General features: G+C 33.6%; 17 protein-coding genes. 3 read left to right on the top strand and 14 right to left on the bottom strand.

Going from position 1 to position 18,666, the window contains the following annotated elements; translation table 11 throughout:
• The first annotated feature begins 430 nt into the window (after positions 1 to 430).
• Positions 431 to 1,213 (top strand): endonuclease/exonuclease/phosphatase family protein, encoded by a 783-nt coding sequence (locus IPZ78_RS05270; protein WP_225551946.1) that lies wholly within the window; start codon positions 431 to 433, stop codon positions 1,211 to 1,213.
• A gap of 375 nt (positions 1,214 to 1,588) precedes the next feature.
• Here the strand turns inward: IPZ78_RS05270 and trpA are convergent, their stop codons facing one another.
• The 12 genes from trpA to IPZ78_RS05210 all read right to left on the bottom strand — a co-directional run bounded on the left by trpA (position 1,589) and on the right by IPZ78_RS05210 (position 12,222).
• A complete protein-coding gene (gene trpA / locus IPZ78_RS05265; RefSeq protein WP_225551945.1) occupies positions 1,589 to 2,344 on the bottom strand; it encodes a tryptophan synthase subunit alpha in 756 nt (251 codons plus the stop codon).
• Positions 2,345 to 2,415: 71 nt separating this feature from the next.
• Entirely contained in the window at positions 2,416 to 3,600 is a 1,185-nt protein-coding gene (gene trpB / locus IPZ78_RS05260; RefSeq protein ID WP_225551944.1) for a tryptophan synthase subunit beta, read from the bottom strand.
• A complete protein-coding gene (locus IPZ78_RS05255) occupies positions 3,597 to 4,220 on the bottom strand; it encodes a phosphoribosylanthranilate isomerase (RefSeq protein ID WP_225551943.1) in 624 nt (207 codons plus the stop codon). Before IPZ78_RS05255 ends, trpB begins: the two co-directional genes overlap by 4 nt.
• A 255-nt stretch (positions 4,221 to 4,475) precedes the next feature.
• The gene (locus IPZ78_RS05250; protein WP_225551942.1) at positions 4,476 to 4,634 is read right to left on the bottom strand and encodes a GIY-YIG nuclease family protein; all 159 of its coding nucleotides are present in this window, start codon (positions 4,632 to 4,634) and stop codon (positions 4,476 to 4,478) included.
• 89 nt (positions 4,635 to 4,723) lie between these two features.
• Positions 4,724 to 5,713 (bottom strand): anthranilate phosphoribosyltransferase, encoded by a 990-nt coding sequence (gene trpD / locus IPZ78_RS05245; RefSeq protein WP_225551941.1) that lies wholly within the window; start codon positions 5,711 to 5,713, stop codon positions 4,724 to 4,726.
• 252 nt (positions 5,714 to 5,965) lie between these two features.
• Positions 5,966 to 7,429, bottom strand: a complete 1,464-nt coding sequence (locus tag IPZ78_RS05240; RefSeq protein ID WP_225551940.1) for an FAD-binding oxidoreductase — start codon at positions 7,427 to 7,429, stop codon at positions 5,966 to 5,968.
• Positions 7,430 to 7,499: 70 nt separating this feature from the next.
• On the bottom strand, positions 7,500 to 8,081 hold the full coding sequence (locus tag IPZ78_RS05235) for a Crp/Fnr family transcriptional regulator (RefSeq protein WP_225551939.1): 582 nt from the start codon (positions 8,079 to 8,081) through the stop codon (positions 7,500 to 7,502).
• Positions 8,082 to 8,109: 28 nt separating this feature from the next.
• Positions 8,110 to 8,562, bottom strand: coding sequence for a hypothetical protein (locus IPZ78_RS05230; RefSeq protein ID WP_225551938.1), 453 nt, complete (start codon positions 8,560 to 8,562; stop codon positions 8,110 to 8,112).
• Between the two features lie 65 nt (positions 8,563 to 8,627).
• The gene (locus IPZ78_RS05225) at positions 8,628 to 9,560 is read right to left on the bottom strand and encodes a hypothetical protein (RefSeq protein WP_225551937.1); all 933 of its coding nucleotides are present in this window, start codon (positions 9,558 to 9,560) and stop codon (positions 8,628 to 8,630) included.
• Positions 9,561 to 9,676: 116 nt separating this feature from the next.
• Positions 9,677 to 9,898 carry a DUF2795 domain-containing protein gene (locus IPZ78_RS05220; RefSeq protein ID WP_002996718.1) on the bottom strand — a complete coding sequence of 74 codons (222 nt, stop codon included), beginning with the start codon at positions 9,896 to 9,898 and terminating at the stop codon, positions 9,677 to 9,679.
• 110 nt (positions 9,899 to 10,008) lie between these two features.
• Positions 10,009 to 10,758: a lysophospholipid acyltransferase family protein gene (locus IPZ78_RS05215; RefSeq protein WP_225551936.1), complete on the bottom strand. Its 750-nt coding sequence runs from the start codon at positions 10,756 to 10,758 to the stop codon at positions 10,009 to 10,011.
• A gap of 93 nt (positions 10,759 to 10,851) precedes the next feature.
• Positions 10,852 to 12,222 carry a dipeptidase gene (locus IPZ78_RS05210; RefSeq protein ID WP_225551935.1) on the bottom strand — a complete coding sequence of 457 codons (1,371 nt, stop codon included), beginning with the start codon at positions 12,220 to 12,222 and terminating at the stop codon, positions 10,852 to 10,854.
• 291 nt (positions 12,223 to 12,513) lie between these two features.
• On the opposite strand from IPZ78_RS05210, the gene IPZ78_RS05205 reads away from it, so the two are divergent.
• Both IPZ78_RS05205 and IPZ78_RS05200 read left to right on the top strand, forming a co-directional pair.
• A complete protein-coding gene (locus IPZ78_RS05205; RefSeq protein WP_225551934.1) occupies positions 12,514 to 15,219 on the top strand; it encodes an outer membrane beta-barrel protein in 2,706 nt (901 codons plus the stop codon).
• A 14-nt stretch (positions 15,220 to 15,233) separates the two neighbouring features.
• Positions 15,234 to 16,022: a GLPGLI family protein gene (locus IPZ78_RS05200; protein WP_225551933.1), complete on the top strand. Its 789-nt coding sequence runs from the start codon at positions 15,234 to 15,236 to the stop codon at positions 16,020 to 16,022.
• Positions 16,023 to 16,096: 74 nt separating this feature from the next.
• Here IPZ78_RS05200 and IPZ78_RS05195 read toward each other — a convergent pair whose 3' ends face one another.
• The gene (locus IPZ78_RS05195; RefSeq protein ID WP_225551932.1) at positions 16,097 to 16,276 is read right to left on the bottom strand and encodes a histone H1; all 180 of its coding nucleotides are present in this window, start codon (positions 16,274 to 16,276) and stop codon (positions 16,097 to 16,099) included.
• 123 nt (positions 16,277 to 16,399) lie between these two features.
• Positions 16,400 to 18,544, bottom strand: a complete 2,145-nt coding sequence (locus IPZ78_RS05190; RefSeq protein WP_225551931.1) for a S46 family peptidase — start codon at positions 18,542 to 18,544, stop codon at positions 16,400 to 16,402.
• Positions 18,545 to 18,666: the final 122 nt, after the last annotated feature.

Raw genomic sequence — 18,666 nt, 5'->3', positions numbered from 1 at the left:
TAAATATAAATAATCTTCTAGTTAATTATTATAATTTTAGAAAAAAAATAAAAAAAAATAATCTTGCATTTAATTAGGATTTGATTTTATAGTAAGAAAATTGTATGGTTGATATAACTTTAAAGAAATTACAATTAACATGAGCATAATCTTAATTTTTACTTCAATACTTTTTATCTTACATATACTCCCGTTCTTTAAGAATCAACATTGGGTCTTTCGAGTACCAGATTTTATACGACCACAATTGTTGTTTCTACAATTATTGACATTAGTTTTTACGATTATTTATTGGAATAAAATTGAATATTCGTGGGCTATTCTACTCATGTTACTTTTGTGCATAGCCTATAATTTTTATGTGTTTGCGCGATTCACTAAATTTTGGAGGGACAATAAGTTTAAACCATCGGAACAGCATTCCCAACATGTGAAGATTATTTCCGTCAATGTTTATCAATTTAATAGCGAATACGAACGTTTTGTGCAAATGATTCGTAAAGAGCAACCTGATATTTTTCTGACGATGGAAAGTAATCAAGAGTGGGAAAATGCCTTTCAGGAATTGAAGGACGATTATCCGAATTTTAAGGAAATAGCGTTAGAAAATACCTACGGGATGCATTTCTATTCTAAGCTTAACATTCGAAATATGAAGGTTCATTATTTCGTAGCAGATGATTTGCCAAGTATAGAAGCAGAATTGGAAACAGAAGATGGTTATCGATTTGTGTTCTTTGGGGTACATCCACCACCACCAAGTCCTACCGAAGAAGAGACCTCCAAAGAACGAGATGGCGATTTATTGAGTTTAGCAAAGCAAGCTAAGAAACAGAATCTACCAGTAGTGATCACAGGAGATTTTAATACGGTCGCTTGGTCTAGTGTTTCCATCTTATTTAAGAAAGCGAGTGGTTTGATCGATGCGAGATATGGTCGAGGATATTTAGCCACATTCCATGCTAAATATTGGTTTTTCCGTATTCCGTTGGATTTATTGTACCACAGTCCAGATGTTTTTGTAGATGATTTGAAGATTCTGCCGTCAATAGGCTCGGACCATTTTCCGATGTGTTGTACTTTTTATATTGATAAAAGGAATGAAGAACAAGAAAAGGATGTGAAGACTTTGGATGCAGAAGAGAAGGAAGAAGTAGAAGAATTGATAGAAGAAGGAAAGGATGAGGAAAGTGATAATAGAAGTGATGAATAAAAGACAGGCAATCTTATTGCCATAGTGGTTTTGTTATTCTTTAACGCTTTTAATAATTATTTATGTAAAAACCAACTGCAATAAGTGATCCTGCAATTAATAGAAGAATAGGTTTTAAGATTTTATACAATCCATCCGATGTCTTATTCTTTAACAAGAACGTCAAGTTCATAAAAACGATTGAAAGTATGGATATGTTTTTCCCATAATAAAAAACCAAAAAACTAATTACAATTAATGCGATAAATAAAATATCTGTTTTGTTAAATTTTAATGTCATAATAATTGGTTGGTATATGAGATTTAAATATATAAATTAAATCCTATATTATAAAACAACAAAGAAGCCGAGATGTTCTCGACTTCTTTGTTGTTTTACCCCTTAATACTCTTTATAAAAGCAGGAATTTTTTCTAAGTAATTTTCTTCAGCTAGAAGCTTGACAAAAGCTGTTCCGACAATTGCTCCATTGGCGTAATTTGTCGCTTTTTGGAAAGTCTCTTGATTAGAAATACCAAAACCAATAATAAATGGATTTTTCAAGTGCATTTCTTTGATACGTTTGAAGTATGCTTCAGCTTGGTCTTTTACTTCTAAATTTTTACCAGTAGTGGCATTCGATGAAAGTAAATAAATGAAGTTGGTAGACAAATCATCGATTTTGCGAATGCGTTGTTCTGAAGTTTGTGGTGTTACCAAGAAGATATTGCTTATTCCATTTTCTTCGAAAATAGTTTGGTACAATTCTTCATATTCATACATCGGCAAATCTGGAATGATTGTTCCGTTTACACCAACTTCTTTACAAGATTTGCAGAAATTTTCTACCCCATATTGCAATACTGGATTTACATAGCCCATTAGGTATACTGGAATGCTAACATGTTTGCGTAAATCTTTTAATTGCTCAAAAAGAATTTTTAGCGTCATGCCATTTTTCAAGGCTTCCTCCGAAGCATGTTGAATAGTTGGACCATCGGCTACAGGATCAGAATATGGAAAACCGATTTCTAAGAAATCAGCTCCAGCTTCTTCCAATGTTTTGGCAATCAGTACGGTACTATCCAAAGTTGGATAACCCGCTGTAAAATATATGGACAACAATCCGTTTGAATGTTTTGTTACTTGCATTTTCTAAAAGCATTATGCTTTAGGCTTTAAGCTCTAAGCGGATGGCTTATAACCTATTGCCTATGGCAATATTATAAATTGAAATACTTCATATAATTATCTAAATCCTTGTCTCCACGACCTGAAAGACAAATCACGACGGTTTCATCACCTTTGAAATTCATTTTTTCCAAATGTGCCAACGCGTGTGAACTTTCAATTGCTGGGATAATACCTTCCAATTTCGTTAGGCGTAATCCAGCTTGCATCGCTTCATCATCCGTTGCAGAAACATATTCACCACGACCTGATTTAAATAACCAAGCGTGTTGTGGGCCAATGCCTGGATAATCCAAACCAGCCGAAATAGAATAGGGCTCGATAACTTGACCGTCTTCGGTCTGCATCAAAATCTGACGTGAACCATGTAATACACCTTCTTTGCCTAAAGCTGTGGTGGCAGCAGATTCACCAGAATCAACTCCATGTCCAGCTGCTTCAACGGCTACAATTTTTACATTCTCCTCATCCAAGAAATGATAAAACATACCAGCAGCATTCGAGCCGCCACCTACACAAGCCATCACAATATCAGGCGTTTCTTTTCCAGTTTTTTCTAGCAGTTGTTTTCTCGTTTCGAAGGAAATAATAGATTGAAAACGTGCCACCATATCTGGATAAGGATGCGGTCCTACGACCGAACCAATAATATAATGTGTATCGACTGGATTGTTAATCCAATCACGTAACGCTTCGTTTGTTGCATCTTTCAATGTTTTACTACCAGAAGTCGCAGGAACTACCGTCGCACCCATCATTTTCATACGGGCGACGTTTGGTGCTTGACGTTGGATGTCAACTTCGCCCATATAGACCACACATTCCAAACCTTTCAACGCACAAACTGTAGCCGTAGCCACACCATGTTGTCCAGCACCTGTTTCGGCAATAATACGTTTCTTGCCTAATTTTTCTGCTAACAAAATTTGACCAATTGTATTGTTGATTTTGTGTGCGCCGGTATGGTTCAAATCCTCTCTTTTTAAAAAGATATTTGCACCATAACGTTCCGACAAACGCTTAGCATGATACAATGGAGAAGGTCTTCCAACGTAATCTTTCAGTAATTGCTCAAATTCTTCCTTGAACGAAGGATCATCCATGATTTGCAAATATTGATTTTGCAATTCTTCCACATTGGGATACAACATTTCGGGGATGTAAGCGCCGCCAAATGGTCCGTAATATCCTTTGCTATCTACTTGATATTTACTCATTTTAGTATAGAGAATGCTTGTGTTAACGAATCTGTATTTTTTAATGCTGGTTCGAGTTCAAATTTTGAATTTAAATCCAAACCGTATAATTTGTTGTCTTTATAATTTGCAGCTTCTTCGATATTTTCTAACGAAATTCCCCCGCTTAACCAATATGGTGTATCGTAAGGATAATCTTTCAATTTCTCCCAATCAAATGTTTGTCCAGTTCCACCGTATTGTTTGCTTTTGGTATCAAAAAGGAAATAATCAACTTTTCCCTCGTATGCCGAGATACTTTCCCAATTGAAGTCATCATCAATGCCAAAAGCCTTAAAAGTTTCAATACTCAGATCCTTTATTTCTTGGCAGAATTCTGGCGATTCATCCCCATGCATTTGGACTACCTGCAAATCAAATTCTTTGATTTTTGTAATAATTTCCTCTTTCGATGCATTTACAAAGACACCAACTTTTTTTATTGTTGAAGGAAAAGAAATTGCAAGTCTTTCAGTGACAAAACGAGCTGACTTTGAATAGAAAATAAAACCAATATAATCTACAGGAAGCTTCAAAAGCTGCTGGATATTTTCCACATCTCGCATCCCACAAACTTTTATTTTTAATTCTTTATTCATCATTTATTTTCTTGTCATTCCGAGCTTTGCGAGGAATCTCTAAATTAGTCAAAAGATATTTCGCTTTGCTCAATATGGCAGTTTGTAATTGTCATTCCGACGGAAGGAGGAATCTCTAAATCATACCTCATCATTAAGAAATCTCCATGACGGATTAAGTGAGTTTATTAAATCTTCTTTTTTACTTCTACACCATCCTTTTAATTCTTTTTCTCTTTCTATGGCATTATTTATATTGTCATATCTTTCCCAATAAATTCAATAGTAAACATTATACTTTCCTGTAAAATGACGTTTAGTCTTTTGAGAATCAGTGTAATGTTCTTGTAATCTTGTAGGTAAATCATTAGTAACACCTATATACAAAACTGTTCTATTTACATTAGTAAGTATATAAACAAAATAGTTATGTATCATAATATTTTATTACTGTTAATTATATTTTTAGATATTTCGCTTCGCTCAATATGACATTTAGTGATTCCTCCTATTGTCGAAATAAAACGTTAATTTCCTGTCAATTTCTTCAAACTATTCAATGCTTTTAATCCCAATAACGATTCTTCAGCTTCGTAATAACAATCACCAAAAGTTTTTTCGGGATGGAATGTCTTGATGGCAAAAGCAGCGTTCGTTAATACCACATTATTTTGAACGGTATTACCATTTCCTTCAATAATTTCTCGGAATATTTTAGCGGCTTCTTCTACATTATCCCCACCAGCTAATTCTTCCGCTTTTACGGTGTCAAGGCCTAATTCATCTACAGTGTAATAATTTTCACCAGTATTGTTGATAACTTTAAAATCTCCCGTCAACGATATTTCATCATAACCATCCAACGCGTGGATAATACTGTATTGTTTGTCTGTGTTTTGATACAAATAACCATACAAACGAGCTAATTCTAACGAAAAAACACCAACGGATTGGAATTTTGGATTTGCTGGATTCGTCAATGGTCCAAGCATATTAAAGAAAGTTTTAATTCCCAAAGCACGACGAATTGGTGCTACCGTCTTCATCGCTGGATGAAATAACGGAGCATGTAAGAAGCAAATATTCGCTTCGTCTAATTGCTTCTGCAAAGTATCCTTGTCGTTGGTGAATTGATACCCCAAATATTCCATCACATTCGAAGAGCCACAGCCTGATGAAACTCCAACATTGCCATGTTTAGCGACTTTATAACCTGCTCCGGCCACAACAAAAGATGCTAATGTAGATATGTTAAATGTATTTTTTCCATCACCACCTGTACCGCACATATCTATCAGGTCGTAACCCTGAAAGTTCATTTTAAGACATAAATCATACATTGCATCACGGAATCCACCCAATTCTTCCACACGAATACTACGCATGCCATAGGCAGTCATAAAGGCCGCAATTTGGTGTGTGTCGTATTTCCCCGTGGCAATATTGGTCAAGATTTCATACGCTTCTTGACGTGTGAAAGATTTGTACTCGAATAAATGCCTTAATATTTCTTTCATTTTGAATGTATAATTAAAAGTTTGGTTTCTAGGTTATTGCCAAATAAAAAGGCTCACCATGTTGGCAAGCCTATTATATTTTGATTGTATACAAATTTATGCAATAGGAGAATGCCACAACGTTAATTGTTGTGCCACCACCATGCGTTATTTGATACAAATTGATTCATTTCTAAATTCTTCTTAACAAATATCAACTATCTTTTTAAGAATGTCAAGAGTTTTTAGAAAAAATTATTGAGATTGAAAATATCATTTGTAATGTACATAAAACTTGTTTTTAAACAATTCTGTTGGATCATATTTCTTTTTTAACTCGAAGAAACTTTCTGCTTGTGGATAAGATTTGTGCAATAGTGCTTTGTCATTGTGTAATCTGTATGGTAAATAAAACGTTCCTTCATTTTTGATAGCAATGTTAGTAAGTTTTTGTGTCAATTGTTTCATCTCTAATTCTGCTTTATCTGTTTTTGGCTGATTAAATAAAAAGACAAATCCAAACATATGTTCACGTGCATATCGCATATAACTTATAGTATCTTCTGTTACATCGCGGATAGTTATATTAAGCAAATCAATACTTTGGTGAGGCAATACTTTTTGAATTTCTTTGATGAATTTGTTGAAGTTTCTATCTGGTATGAAATATTCATGAAGAATATCGACTGATAGTGAGTCTTTGTTTTCAATCAGCTCTACTCTTTCATTTAGCAATTCATTACGACTATAAATTTGACTTTCCCCAAATTTATAAGCATAATTTTCGAGACCTGCTCTTAATTCCTTTCCATATTCGCTATTAACCGTGCCTCTAAAAATTAATCTTTTTAATTCTGTGGGTATGCTGTTGTAACTTGAGTTAGGCTTATCATTTGTTTTTGAAAATACATTTAGTGTTGCATTCTTTAGAAAATTGTCTTTTGAAATATCTAATCTTCCGTACACTAACTCTGCTTTTTGATTTTTGGTGACATGTTTTGCAAAATAATTCAAGTATTCTTCTGCAGGAAAAGTCATTCTTGAATATTTAAGAGGAGAGTTTTGGGAAATTTCCAATTCGGCTTCCAAAATAATAGCAAAAAGACCATATCCGCCAATTACTAGTCTAAATAGCTCTTCATTGTTATTAAATGAACAGTTTATTACTTGACCGTCGGCAGTCATCACTTTCAAGGATTTTATACTGCTAGAAATGGGAGGAGAGCTTGGTTGCCAGCCATGACCATTGACACTTATGGAGCCTCCAATACTAAATGAGCTAAAAGCTTGCATCACTTTTACTGTGCGATTAAATTTATCTAATTGCGCTATAGCTTCACTCCAAGTAGCTCCTGCGCCAATTTTCATAGTGCTATCTAGCGTGTCGATGCTGATTTTGTTATACGGAAGCATATTAATTACAATTCCATTGGTATACATCGTATGACCACCCATAGAGTATTTCCCTCCTGCTATAGAAATAGGTAATCTTCTTTCTTTTGCTAATTTAAGTAGAGATTGAAGTTGCAGAATGAATTTATCTTCATCTTGTTGTACCTCAATAATACTATCAATTTTTGTTAGGTTTAAATGACTAGCATCGTTTGTAAAACCTCTAGGTGTTGTTATACTATCCATATTTTCATGCCATTTTGTTTTTAATAGATGAAATGATGGTTTTGCTACTAATAGTATTGTTAGTAAGATGAAAGTCGCTAGTATATATTTCAATTTCATATTCTTTGGTGTCTTTAGAATATAAAATTACAATGGATTTGAAATTCTAAATTTGCCATAAGGCAAAAAATTAGACTTTCGAACGAATTCGGCTTAAGGTGTGTTGCGTGATACCGAGATAGGATGCAATATAACCAAGAGAGGCGCGTTTTATTATTTCGGGATAGCGTTCTATCAGTTGTTGGTAACGCTCTTTGGCGGATAGCATGCGCAGTGAATTGGCTTTTTCTTCACTTCGGATATAATATTGTTCTGTAAGTATCCTTCCGATATAGTTGAATTCTGGAAATTCGAGGTATAATTGCTGAAGCTTTTTAAAACTCAAACGTAGGAGTACGCAATCTTCCAAAGTTTCTACAGCCTCAAAAGATGGTTTTTGTGTAAAAAAGCTATAAACAGATATGGCAAGTTCATTTTCAAATAGAAACCATGAGGTATTATCTTTTCCTTCCTGATCGAGGTAATAGGAACGAAGGGAACCGTTGTATATAAAGTAAATGTATTTACTCGTTTCGCCAATATTTAGAAGTACATCTTTCTTTTTGATGTGAATTACATCAGAACCCTCGAAAATCTTTTCTTTTAGATTTTCTGATAATGGATGTATTCTCTCGAATATGTTGATAACTAGTTTTACTACTTCATCTTTCATTATAGAATTTAAGAAATAATTTCAATTCTTAATACAATACAAAATGAGCTTTATTATTGCCTTTGGAAACTAGAGTAAAGGATGCTAATTTTTCTTGTTCTAAATACACGGCCAAGAGTTGACGATTTTTATAGTTCAAAAAGTATATTCTATTGCTATTTAAGTCTTCGAGATCTATATCGCGTACATCTTTGCGCGGCATTTGTGCATAAGGTATATATTGGATATCTTCAATTTTCTTACTCAGAAGATTGATGCGTATTTCATCTAGACTTACTTCCAAATAGTCGTATAATTCATCGGTGGGATTTTCAACAATGACGTACTTACTTAAAATTACGTCAGACCGAATTTCATTTTTAGCTAAATCATTGATGAAATTTTGAATGATTTTAATGTCGTTATTTTTACTAGGGATTGTGTCTTGAGCAAAAGTAAATATCGATTGAACAAAAAATATTAAAATTAAAAGTATGCGCATTTTTTATTTTTTAAGGGTTTGACTGCCTATTTAGATAAAGGATTAAATATGTCGCGAGACTATTTCTAAAAGGCTAGGCTGTGACGTAAATTCAAAAATATACTATGTTTTGTCTCATTAGCTTCATTCAATCTCGTTTTTAAAACACCATCTTCCTTATGGTAAAGATAATCTCTTCCATTGTTGATGTTAAAATGGTTCAAATTGTATTGAATACCGATACTAGTGCTTAGTCCAAGATTGTAAGCAACACCTAAATTGGTGCTTATTTTTTTGCCATTTCCTTTATGTTCGTAGCTGATTGGTTTTTCAAAAGCCTCAATTAGATTCCAATTCCCATAAGCGTAATACTTTGATAGGTAGCCTTCGATTCCAAAATCTGCTGTTATTTTTTTACTTAAATCATGGTAAACTTGTATGCCAATTCCATAGCTGGGGAATTTATAGTTGTAGTACGAATTTAAGCCACTAATGTAGTTTCTATCATTAGTCCTCCAATCTTTGTCATTTAGCAAATATAAAGTTCGACTGGAGTGATCAAAACTAGCATAAGTGATAAGCTTAAGATTATCTTGTTTGCTCCAGTTGTATCCAGGTTGTATTTTGAAATTCAGTCCAGAGCCTTTGTGGTTACTTAAATAAAGCTGTGTGTATGGCAATGTACGGTTGTCTCCATCATAATCAAAATCTGTAACATTTCCAGAAATCGTATTATTCAAAAGGATGCTAGTATTCAGTATAAATTTATCGTGTGAAAATTTTAAATCTAAACCATATTCTATAGCATTGGTAGGATCCCAAATTAATTCGGAAAGGATATTGGGATTTTTACCTAATTCGTTGCCCGAAATATTAAAAGTTGTTTTAGAAACAGAATATCCAATTTTTGGTTGAATAGAAATGGTAGAAGTTTTGGGTTCATTGTCTTTTACGTAAAGCTGTGCTTGGACAAGGTTTACGAATAAAATAAATATGAAAATTAGTGTAGATTTTTGCATACCAATCTTTTGTATTGAGACAAAGGTAATTTAAAATCGTTTAAGAAAAATAAGAATAATTTGTGTTTAGTCTAAAAATAAAAATCGCACTTATAAAGTGCGATTTTTATACTTGATTAATACTCGTCTTCATTGAAAAAGAAGTCATCTTTTGTTGGATAATCCGGCCAAATCTCTTCGATATTCTCGTAAGGCTCGCCATCATCTTCCAATGCTTGAAGATTTTCTATTACTTCCACAGGAGCACCAGAACGAATTGCATAGTCGATTAATTCATCTTTTGTTGCAGGCCATGGTGCATCTTCCAAGTGTGATGCTAATTCTAGAGTCCAATACATAGTCTTACAATTTAAATTTCACTTTTCGCAAAAATAGTATAATATTTAATAAAAGCAAGTTAAATGTTTCCGAATTTGCAATTTAATGTTTAGGCTGTTATTACATTGAATTATATTGTATTGGAATGTTTCCAATGAAAATTCATTTTATGATATACATAATCTTGTAATTCATCAAATTCCTCTTGGGTAATAGTTTCTGTATCAATAGGTTTTAATATCTTAATATGCACTGTCCCCGGTCTAGAACCGAATTTCATCCCATCATCCCATAATATCTTCCAAGCGTCTTGAATGACAACAGGTAGTATTTGAACTTTATTGTCAATGGCTAGGCGAAAAGATCCGGATTTAAATTCATGTAGTCTCGGAGGAAACTCATCATCAATTTTTCCTTCAGGGAATATTACTATTGATTTTCCATTTTTCAACGTTTCATCTGCTTTTTTAAAAGCTTTGAAAGAAGAAATTTTACTTTTTCGATCTACCGCGATATCAATACTTTTAAAAAACATCTTAGTCACTGGATTATTTAGTAATTCAATTTTTCCCATAAAAGAGAATGGTTGTCTACATAGATAGGTAAGTGCTGTGATATCTAAAATGGAAGTGTGATTAGGGCAAATAACGTACGGTTGAGACCAATCAATACTAGTTTTGTCTTCGTATTCTATTTTAAATCGAATTCCAACAACTATTGTAGCCAAAATGCTAATCCATTTTCGACAGAATACAATTTGTTTATAATATTTTTTAGGATTTCTAGTTAAGAAATAAAGAAACGGATAAAAAGGAATAAAAACTAACATTACTGCGCCTAGATACAGGTAAGTGTGTGTCTTCCTTAAAAATCTTATCATATTAGAATTAACTTATAGTTGATATTGATCAGGACGAAGATATAAAAAAATAGGTCTGAAAATTTCCAGACCTATTTTTTTATTAGAATATAACTATTTGCTTAATTCAGCATAGTATTTGTGAAACAAAGGAATAGTTTCAATACCTTTTAGGTAGTTTTCAATGCCGTATTTCTCATTTGGTGAGTGTAAGTTATCACTATCCAAACCAAAACCCATCAAAACTGTCTTGATGCCTAATTCTTTTTCAAATAAGGCAACGATTGGAATAGAACCACCGCCACGTGTAGGAATTGGTTTTTTCCCAAAAGCCGTTTCTAACGCTTTTTCAGCTGCTTTGTAAGCAATACTGTCTGTCGGTGTTACCACAGGTTCACCACCATGATGCGGTTTTACTTCAACTTTTACTGATTTTGGTGCAATACCTTCGAAGTGGTTTTTGAAAAGTTGTGTAATGCGTTCTGAATTTTGATTTGGAACAAGACGCATTGATATTTTAGCGAATGCTTTTGATGGTAATACTGTTTTAGCACCCTCGCCTATATATCCACCCCAAATGCCATTCACTTCTAATGTAGGACGAATACCAGTACGCTCGATAGAAGAATAACCTTCTTCACCCCATACATCCGCTACGCCTAAATCTGTTTTGTATTCTTCAATATCAAAAGGTGCTTCGTTTAAAGCTTTTCTTTCTTCTGGAGTCAATTCTATTACATCATCATAGAAACCAGGTATAGTGATATGATTGTTTTCATCATGTAATGAAGCAATCAATTGCGCTAAAATAGTAGCAGGGTTTGCTACAGCACCACCGTATACACCAGAGTGTAAATCACGATTAGGACCAGTAACCTCTACTTCTACGTAAGACAAACCACGAAGACCAGTTTCTAATGAAGGGTTTTCTAAGCTGATCATTGATGTATCCGAAATGACGATTACATCAGCTTTCAAACGTTCTTTATTAGCAGCTACGAAAATACCTAAGTTTTCAGAACCTACTTCTTCTTCACCTTCGATCATGAATTTTACGTTACAAGCCAATTGATTTTCACGCACCATATATTCAAATGCTTTCACGTGCATGTAGAATTGACCTTTGTCGTCTGCTGCACCGCGTGCATAGATTTTACCATCGCGAACCGTTGGTTCGAATGGAGGAGTATGCCACAATTCTAACGGATCTGCTGGTTGAACATCATAGTGACCGTAAATTAATACGGTAGGCAATGAAGCATCAAAAATTTTCTCGCCATAAACAATTGGATAACCTGCTGTAGCGCAAATTTCCACATTGTCCGCACCTGCATCTTTTAATTTTTGAGCGACAAACTCAGCTGTATTTAGTACGCCTTCTTTATATTGAGGGTCTGCACTTACTGATGGAAAGCGCAATAGTTCAAATAATTCTTCTAAGAAACGATCTTTGTTCGCTTCTACATATTCTTTGATATTTTGCATTATAAAAACGTTTTTACAAAAGTAGGGAATATTTTACGTAATTATGCTTTTCTAATACTTACAAATGTTTTATGGAATTATGTTTTCTGTATCATCATTATATATAGAACAAAGTGATTTTTTATTCATGATTTTATGAATTTACCGATAATTTATGGCGTTTTACCGATGATAACAATTAATTAACAATATTTCATTAGAGAAAATCAAATAAGAGTTTTTTCTTTGTAACTAATATGCAAAATCACCAATTTCAAATTGTATAAATTTATTATTCTAACTTAAATACTTATGAAGGGTTCATTCCTCTTACTAATGACTTTTTTGGGTTTCATATGCAATAGTTTTGCACAAACGAAAATTTCAGGAAGGGTTTTAGATATTACAGACAAAGTAAAATTGAAAAATACCTCAATAATGCTTTTGCAGTCAAAAGACTCCCTTTTGGTTGACTACACTCGTGCAGATGAGAATGGGTATTTTGAGTTTAAGAAACCTGCAAAGGGTGATCATTTGGTCGTCGTTTCTTATCCAAAGTACGCTGACTTTTATCAGGAAGTGAAAGCATCATCTAATCATAATGATTTAGGTGAAATTTTATTGTCAAGTGTTGCACATTTGATTGAAGAAGTTGTTGTCAAAAGAAGATCAGCGATTACCATCAAAGGAGATACCACAGAGTATGATGCTTCTCAATTTGTTGTCGAAAAAAATGCAAAAGTTGAAGATTTACTTAAAGTGTTACCAGGTATAACCGTTGATGCTTCTGGTAAAATTACTGCTCAAGGTAAAACAGTGCAGAAAGTATTAGTGGACGGAGAAGAGTTTTTTGGGGACGATCCGACATTAGTAACGCGAAATTTGCGTTCGGATATGGTTGATAAAGTTCAAGTGTATGAGAAGAAATCTGATCAAGCACAACGTACGGGTGTAGATGATGGTGTTCGCGAGCAAACGATCAATGTACAACTAAAAGAAGATGCCAAAAATGGTATGTTTGGTAAAGCATTGTTAGGCGCAGGAACGGACGAATATTACATGGGGCAATTGATGTTGAATAAATTCAAAGGCTCACAAAAGATTTCTGCTTATGGTTTATTCGGTAATAACGGGACGACTTCCTTGAATTGGCAAGATGCACAAAAATTTGGTGTAGATGTAGATGCATCATTTGAAGGTGGTCAAATGGTGGTAAATGATCCCTTCTCAGGTCAAGGTGTAGTCGGTATTCCTCGAGTGATTAATTCAGGAGTAAATTTTAATGATCGTTGGAAAAAAGATAAGTACCAATTGAACTTGAGTTATAAATACGGTAAGTTACAGGCAGATGGTAAGGAAGAGACGATAATGTCAGGTGTAATTAATAGCACAACTGATAAGTTTGTAGATACGGATAACGATCAACATCGTATTAATTTCAAATTGGACACGAAGATTGACTCATTGAATCAGTTATTGGTTACAGCACGAGCTTCCAAAAAAGTATTATGGAGTAATGATGTTATTAATTCACAAAATTTTCTTGCGAATCAAAATCCTGTGTCAAGCAATTCAAGTGAAGAAGAAAAGGATCACAAAATAGACGATGTAGGTGTTTCGGTATTGTATACTAAAAAATTCATGAAGAAGGGACGATCATTATCATTAAATTTTGGGGCTAATAATGAAGAGACTACAGGAGATGGTTACTTGTATTCTACATTAGTATCAGGCACTGTTAAGGATACAACAGATCAGCGTAAAGAAACGGATCAGCAGTTGAGCGCTATACAAGCAGGAGTTACCTATACAGAGCCATTGTCCAAAGTGTTCAATATGGCTATTGGCTATGATATCAATCGTGTATCGAATGCATCATTGATAGAATCTTTTAATAAGGGTATTTCAAATCAATATAATGACCTAGATACGAAATTTAGTAGTAATTATGATTACAATAGAGTAAGTAATAATTACAAGCTTGCGTTGATTTATAATACAGAAAAATTGACGGCCAATTTGACTAATAATTTCAATGATGATCGCTTAAATCAAGTTAATAATTATTCGAATAAATCCTTAAAAAGAAACTTTTTCACTTATAACCCAAGATTGGAGACAAACTTCAAAATATCAAATTCTAAGAGTTTGCGTATGACTTATAGTGGAAAGAATCAATTACCATCTTTGAACCAAATTCAGCCTATCCTGAATAATTCGGATCGTCTGAATCAATATCTAGGTAACGAAAATTTGAATCCTGCATTTGTAAATATAATAGAAGGTTTTTATCATAGTTTTAACATATTATCCAATCAATTCAAATATTTGGGAAGTACTTTTACAATGACAAAAGATCCTATAGTTCAGAATATCACTACTGATAGTGTGAATACTTACAGATGGGATAATATTGAGGGCAAGAACAATTTTGATTGGAGTGTATATTCAGGTTATTATTTTAGATTAAACAAGGAATTAGTTTTAGATAACTCTATTTCGCCAGTTTTTTCAATTTCGAGAAATCACAACTTTGTAAACGGAGATGCTAATGTCGTAAATACGCAAAGTTATTCTTTGACTTACGAAATCAAAAGAGAAACAAAGACAGGGTTTAATTTCTCGACTAAATTCACACCGCAATATCGTCAAATGAAATCAAACCTAAGACCTGAACATGATAATAGCGGATTTGTGTTTACTTCAGGTGGTAGTTTGGAATATTTCATTTCAAAGACGTTTAAAGTATATACAAACTATGATTATTCATACGAAGCACCTACTGCAGCTTTGGATCAGAAATTAGAACGTTTCTTGATACATCCAGGGGTAAGCAAAAAATTCTTGAAAAATGAGTCCTTGGTATTAGACTTTGTTGTTAATGATGTATTGAATCAAAATATAGGTTACTCAAGAAGTCAAAGGAACTCTATATTTGAACAACGTAGATTTGACACAATTCGTCGTTACTATATGCTGAAACTGTCTTGGGATTTTAATAAAATGTTTGTTAAATAATAAAAAAGAGAGCAATGAAATATTTATATATTCTTACCTTATTCTTAATTGGGATATCATTTTCAGCTAAAGCACAATATGCAATGTTTGCTGAAGAAGGAACCGTCTATTATGATAAAACAATGTATACGAAGAACATTCTTCGCAAGCAATTCATAGAGAAATCTCCAGAGGCACAGAAGGGATTTATGCAAAATATGCTACCCAATACACCTGAAAATGTTGTTTTGAAAAAATCGATGAAATTTAAAGGGAAGGAAACTTTATTTGAATCGCTAAAGCAAGAACTTGATCCTAATATTAAGCAAATCATACAAATGTTAGCCTTGGATTTTGAAGCAACAACTTATTCCAATTTGGCAACGAACGAGTATAAGCGTTTCAATGATTTGATCGGCCAAAAAGTAATTATTCAAGATACCCTTAAAAAAGTAAAATGGACGATTACAGACGAGTATCGTGATATTGCGGGATTCAATTGTCGACGCGCAAATGGAATAACTGAGGATTCGACGTATGTTATTGGTTTTTATGCAAATGAAATCCCTATTGATGGAGGACCTGAATCGATCAATGGCCTGCCAGGATTGATTTTGGGGTTAATTGTACCTAGTCAACATGTTTCATTTTTTGCAACGAAAGTGGAAATAGCTAATAATGTTATATTAGATAAAAAGGCTGTCGAAAACCCTAAAGTCAAAACGATGAGCCGATCAGAAATAGCTAAAATGATGAATGATGCATTTAGTAATTTCTTAAATAAAGCTACGGTAGATTATGTAATCAAATTGGCTCTAATGTAGCCGTATATTCATGTATAATAAGAAAAGGCTCACTTTTAAGTGAGCCTTTTCTATTTAAAAACTGTATCCGAAGATTATTTACCAGTGTTTTTCTTACTAGTTACTTCGTTACGGATTTCTTGTGCTAAAGTTTTGATGTCTTGTAAACCTTTACGTACACGAGTACCTGCAGCTGAGTTACCGTTGTTGAAGAATTTTTCAGCATCAGCTTCGATAGAAGCTACTAGATCTTTTAATTTAGTGTAGTTTTCCATTTTTATTAAATATAATTTAGTTTCTATTTTATATTACTAAGATGTAATAAATATACAAAACAAAAAAACATAAAAACAACAAAATCACACTTTTTAGCAAAAAAAAGGTGATTTTGTGGCGATTTAATTGCGAATTGTTAGTTCGTTTATGATATTTTGAGCTCCAGCGAACTTATCGATGATAAATAATACGTAGCGAATATCTACCGAAATAGTACGTTGTAATTTCGGATCGAAGATCACATCACCAGCCATTGCTTCAATATTACCATCAAATGCAATACCGATTAATTCACCATTGCCATTCAATACTGGTGAGCCAGAGTTACCTCCTGTGATGTCTTGATCTGATAAGAAGTTAACAGGCATATAACCAGCTTTGTCATCATATCTTCCGAAATCTTTCTTCTCATTCAATTCCATCAACCTTTTAGGTAAGTCAAACTCTTCATCATTCGGCTTATACTTAGCTATAGTGCCGTCTAAAGTGGTGTAATTGTTGATTTTAGCATCATTACGCTTATCTTTAGGTAACGCACGGATAGTGCCATAAGTAAGTCTCAATGTACTATTTGCATCTGGATAATATTTAGCTTTTGGGTTTTGTGCTAAGAATCCTGCTATATATTTACGATGAGCAGCTTGGAAATTGTCTTCAGCAAGTTGTTGTGCATCTGATTTTTCACGATACTTATCTGCTATTGAAGAAGATATTTTATATAGTGGATCATTTTGTAAAACTGCAGTATTGGGATTGCTTATGAAAGCCTTTAGTTTTTCTTTTGAACCAAAAATACTATTGTCAAAAGCTGATTTTACGGCACCTGCCAACTGGTTGTTATTTTGTTTTGCTAATTCAGCGATATATGGTGCAATATTGTTGCCAGCTTTTGTAACATATAAATTCAATTCATCCGTTAAAACATCAATTTCTAAAGGCATGTGAACTTTTTCATAGTTGTCTGCAATATAAGCTTCTAGACGAGGAGCAATTTCCTTACGTTTTGCTTCATTGGCATCTGCATATTGTAATAGACCATTACCTAATGAATAAGGAAGCATAGCAAATGTAGATGAGCGAAGCATTCCTGTTAGGTAATTGTCATGTCTAGCTTTAAGATTTGTAGCTTCGTAATAGTCATTGATTGTTTTGATGACATCACCATATTGCGCTTTATTAGCCGCTTGATTTGCCCATTTATTGAATTTTTTCTCCGCTTTATTTTTTGTAGTAGATGTTTTGTGTTTAGTCAACGCATCAATCATACCTTGACGGTTTTTCCAATAGTTAGCTACTCCAGAATATTTAGATGCGTAATTGATATTTACAGTTTGGTCTTTATCCATGTGACGTTTCATGGCATCCATACCTACTTTTGATGCTTCAACCCAAGCAGGATAAGCGAATTTTACATTTTGATCAATTCCAGCTGCAGGCATCCAACGATTTGTACGGCCAGGATAACCTAAGATCATAGAGAAATCACCTTCTTGGATTCCTTTTAGGCTGATTGGTAAATGGTATTTTGGTTTCAAAGGCACATTCTCCTTTGCATACTGAGCCGGATTTCCTGCTTTATCACCGTATACACGGAATATTGCAAAGTCACCAGTATGACGAGGCCATTCCCAGTTGTCTGTATCACCACCAAATTTACCAATGCTATTCGGAGGAGTTCCTACAAGACGAACATCGTGATAATCTTGATAAACGAAATAATAGAATTCATTTCCATTATAGAAAGAACGTACATTAACGACGTATTTTCCATTTTCAGAATTCTCTTTTTCGATTTTAGCTATTTCTTGTTGAATGATAGTGTTACGTTCTTTTTCAGACATTTTATCATTTACTAAACCCAATATGCGTTTAGAAACATCGTCCATACGTACAAAGAATCTCACAAAAAGTGATTTTGGCTTCAATTCTTCTGCATAGTTTTTAGCCCAAAAACCATTAGTTAAATAGTCATGTTCTTTTGTTGATAATTCAGCAATAGCGCCATAGCCACAGTGGTGATTCGTAAAAACCAATCCTGTTGCAGAAACGATCTCTGCAGTACAACCCCCATTGAATTGTACAATAGCATCTTTCAAACTAGAGTTGTTGATACTATAAATTTCTTCTGCGGTCAATTTAAGACCTTTCTTCTGCATATCAGCCTCATTAAGACGCTTCAAATGCATCAAGAACCACATGCCCTCGTCTGCCATAGTGGCTAGACTAGAAGCACATAGTACAACTAACATTATTAATTTCTTCATCATATATTTTATTTATGTTAACAAAATTGCCTTTATTCATTCGTAAATCAAAATTTGATGTTTGTGAAACTTTACTTTTCTGGGATTTTCTTTAATTAAGATACTCGGAGCTTTTACCTATCTTT

Origin of the sequence: Sphingobacterium bovistauri (assembly GCF_020295405.1) — a bacterium.
GTDB classification, from domain to species: Bacteria; Bacteroidota; Bacteroidia; order Sphingobacteriales; family Sphingobacteriaceae; genus Sphingobacterium; species Sphingobacterium bovistauri.
Note: the sequence above shows the minus strand (reverse complement) of the source record. Positions and strands in the feature narration are given on the sequence as shown.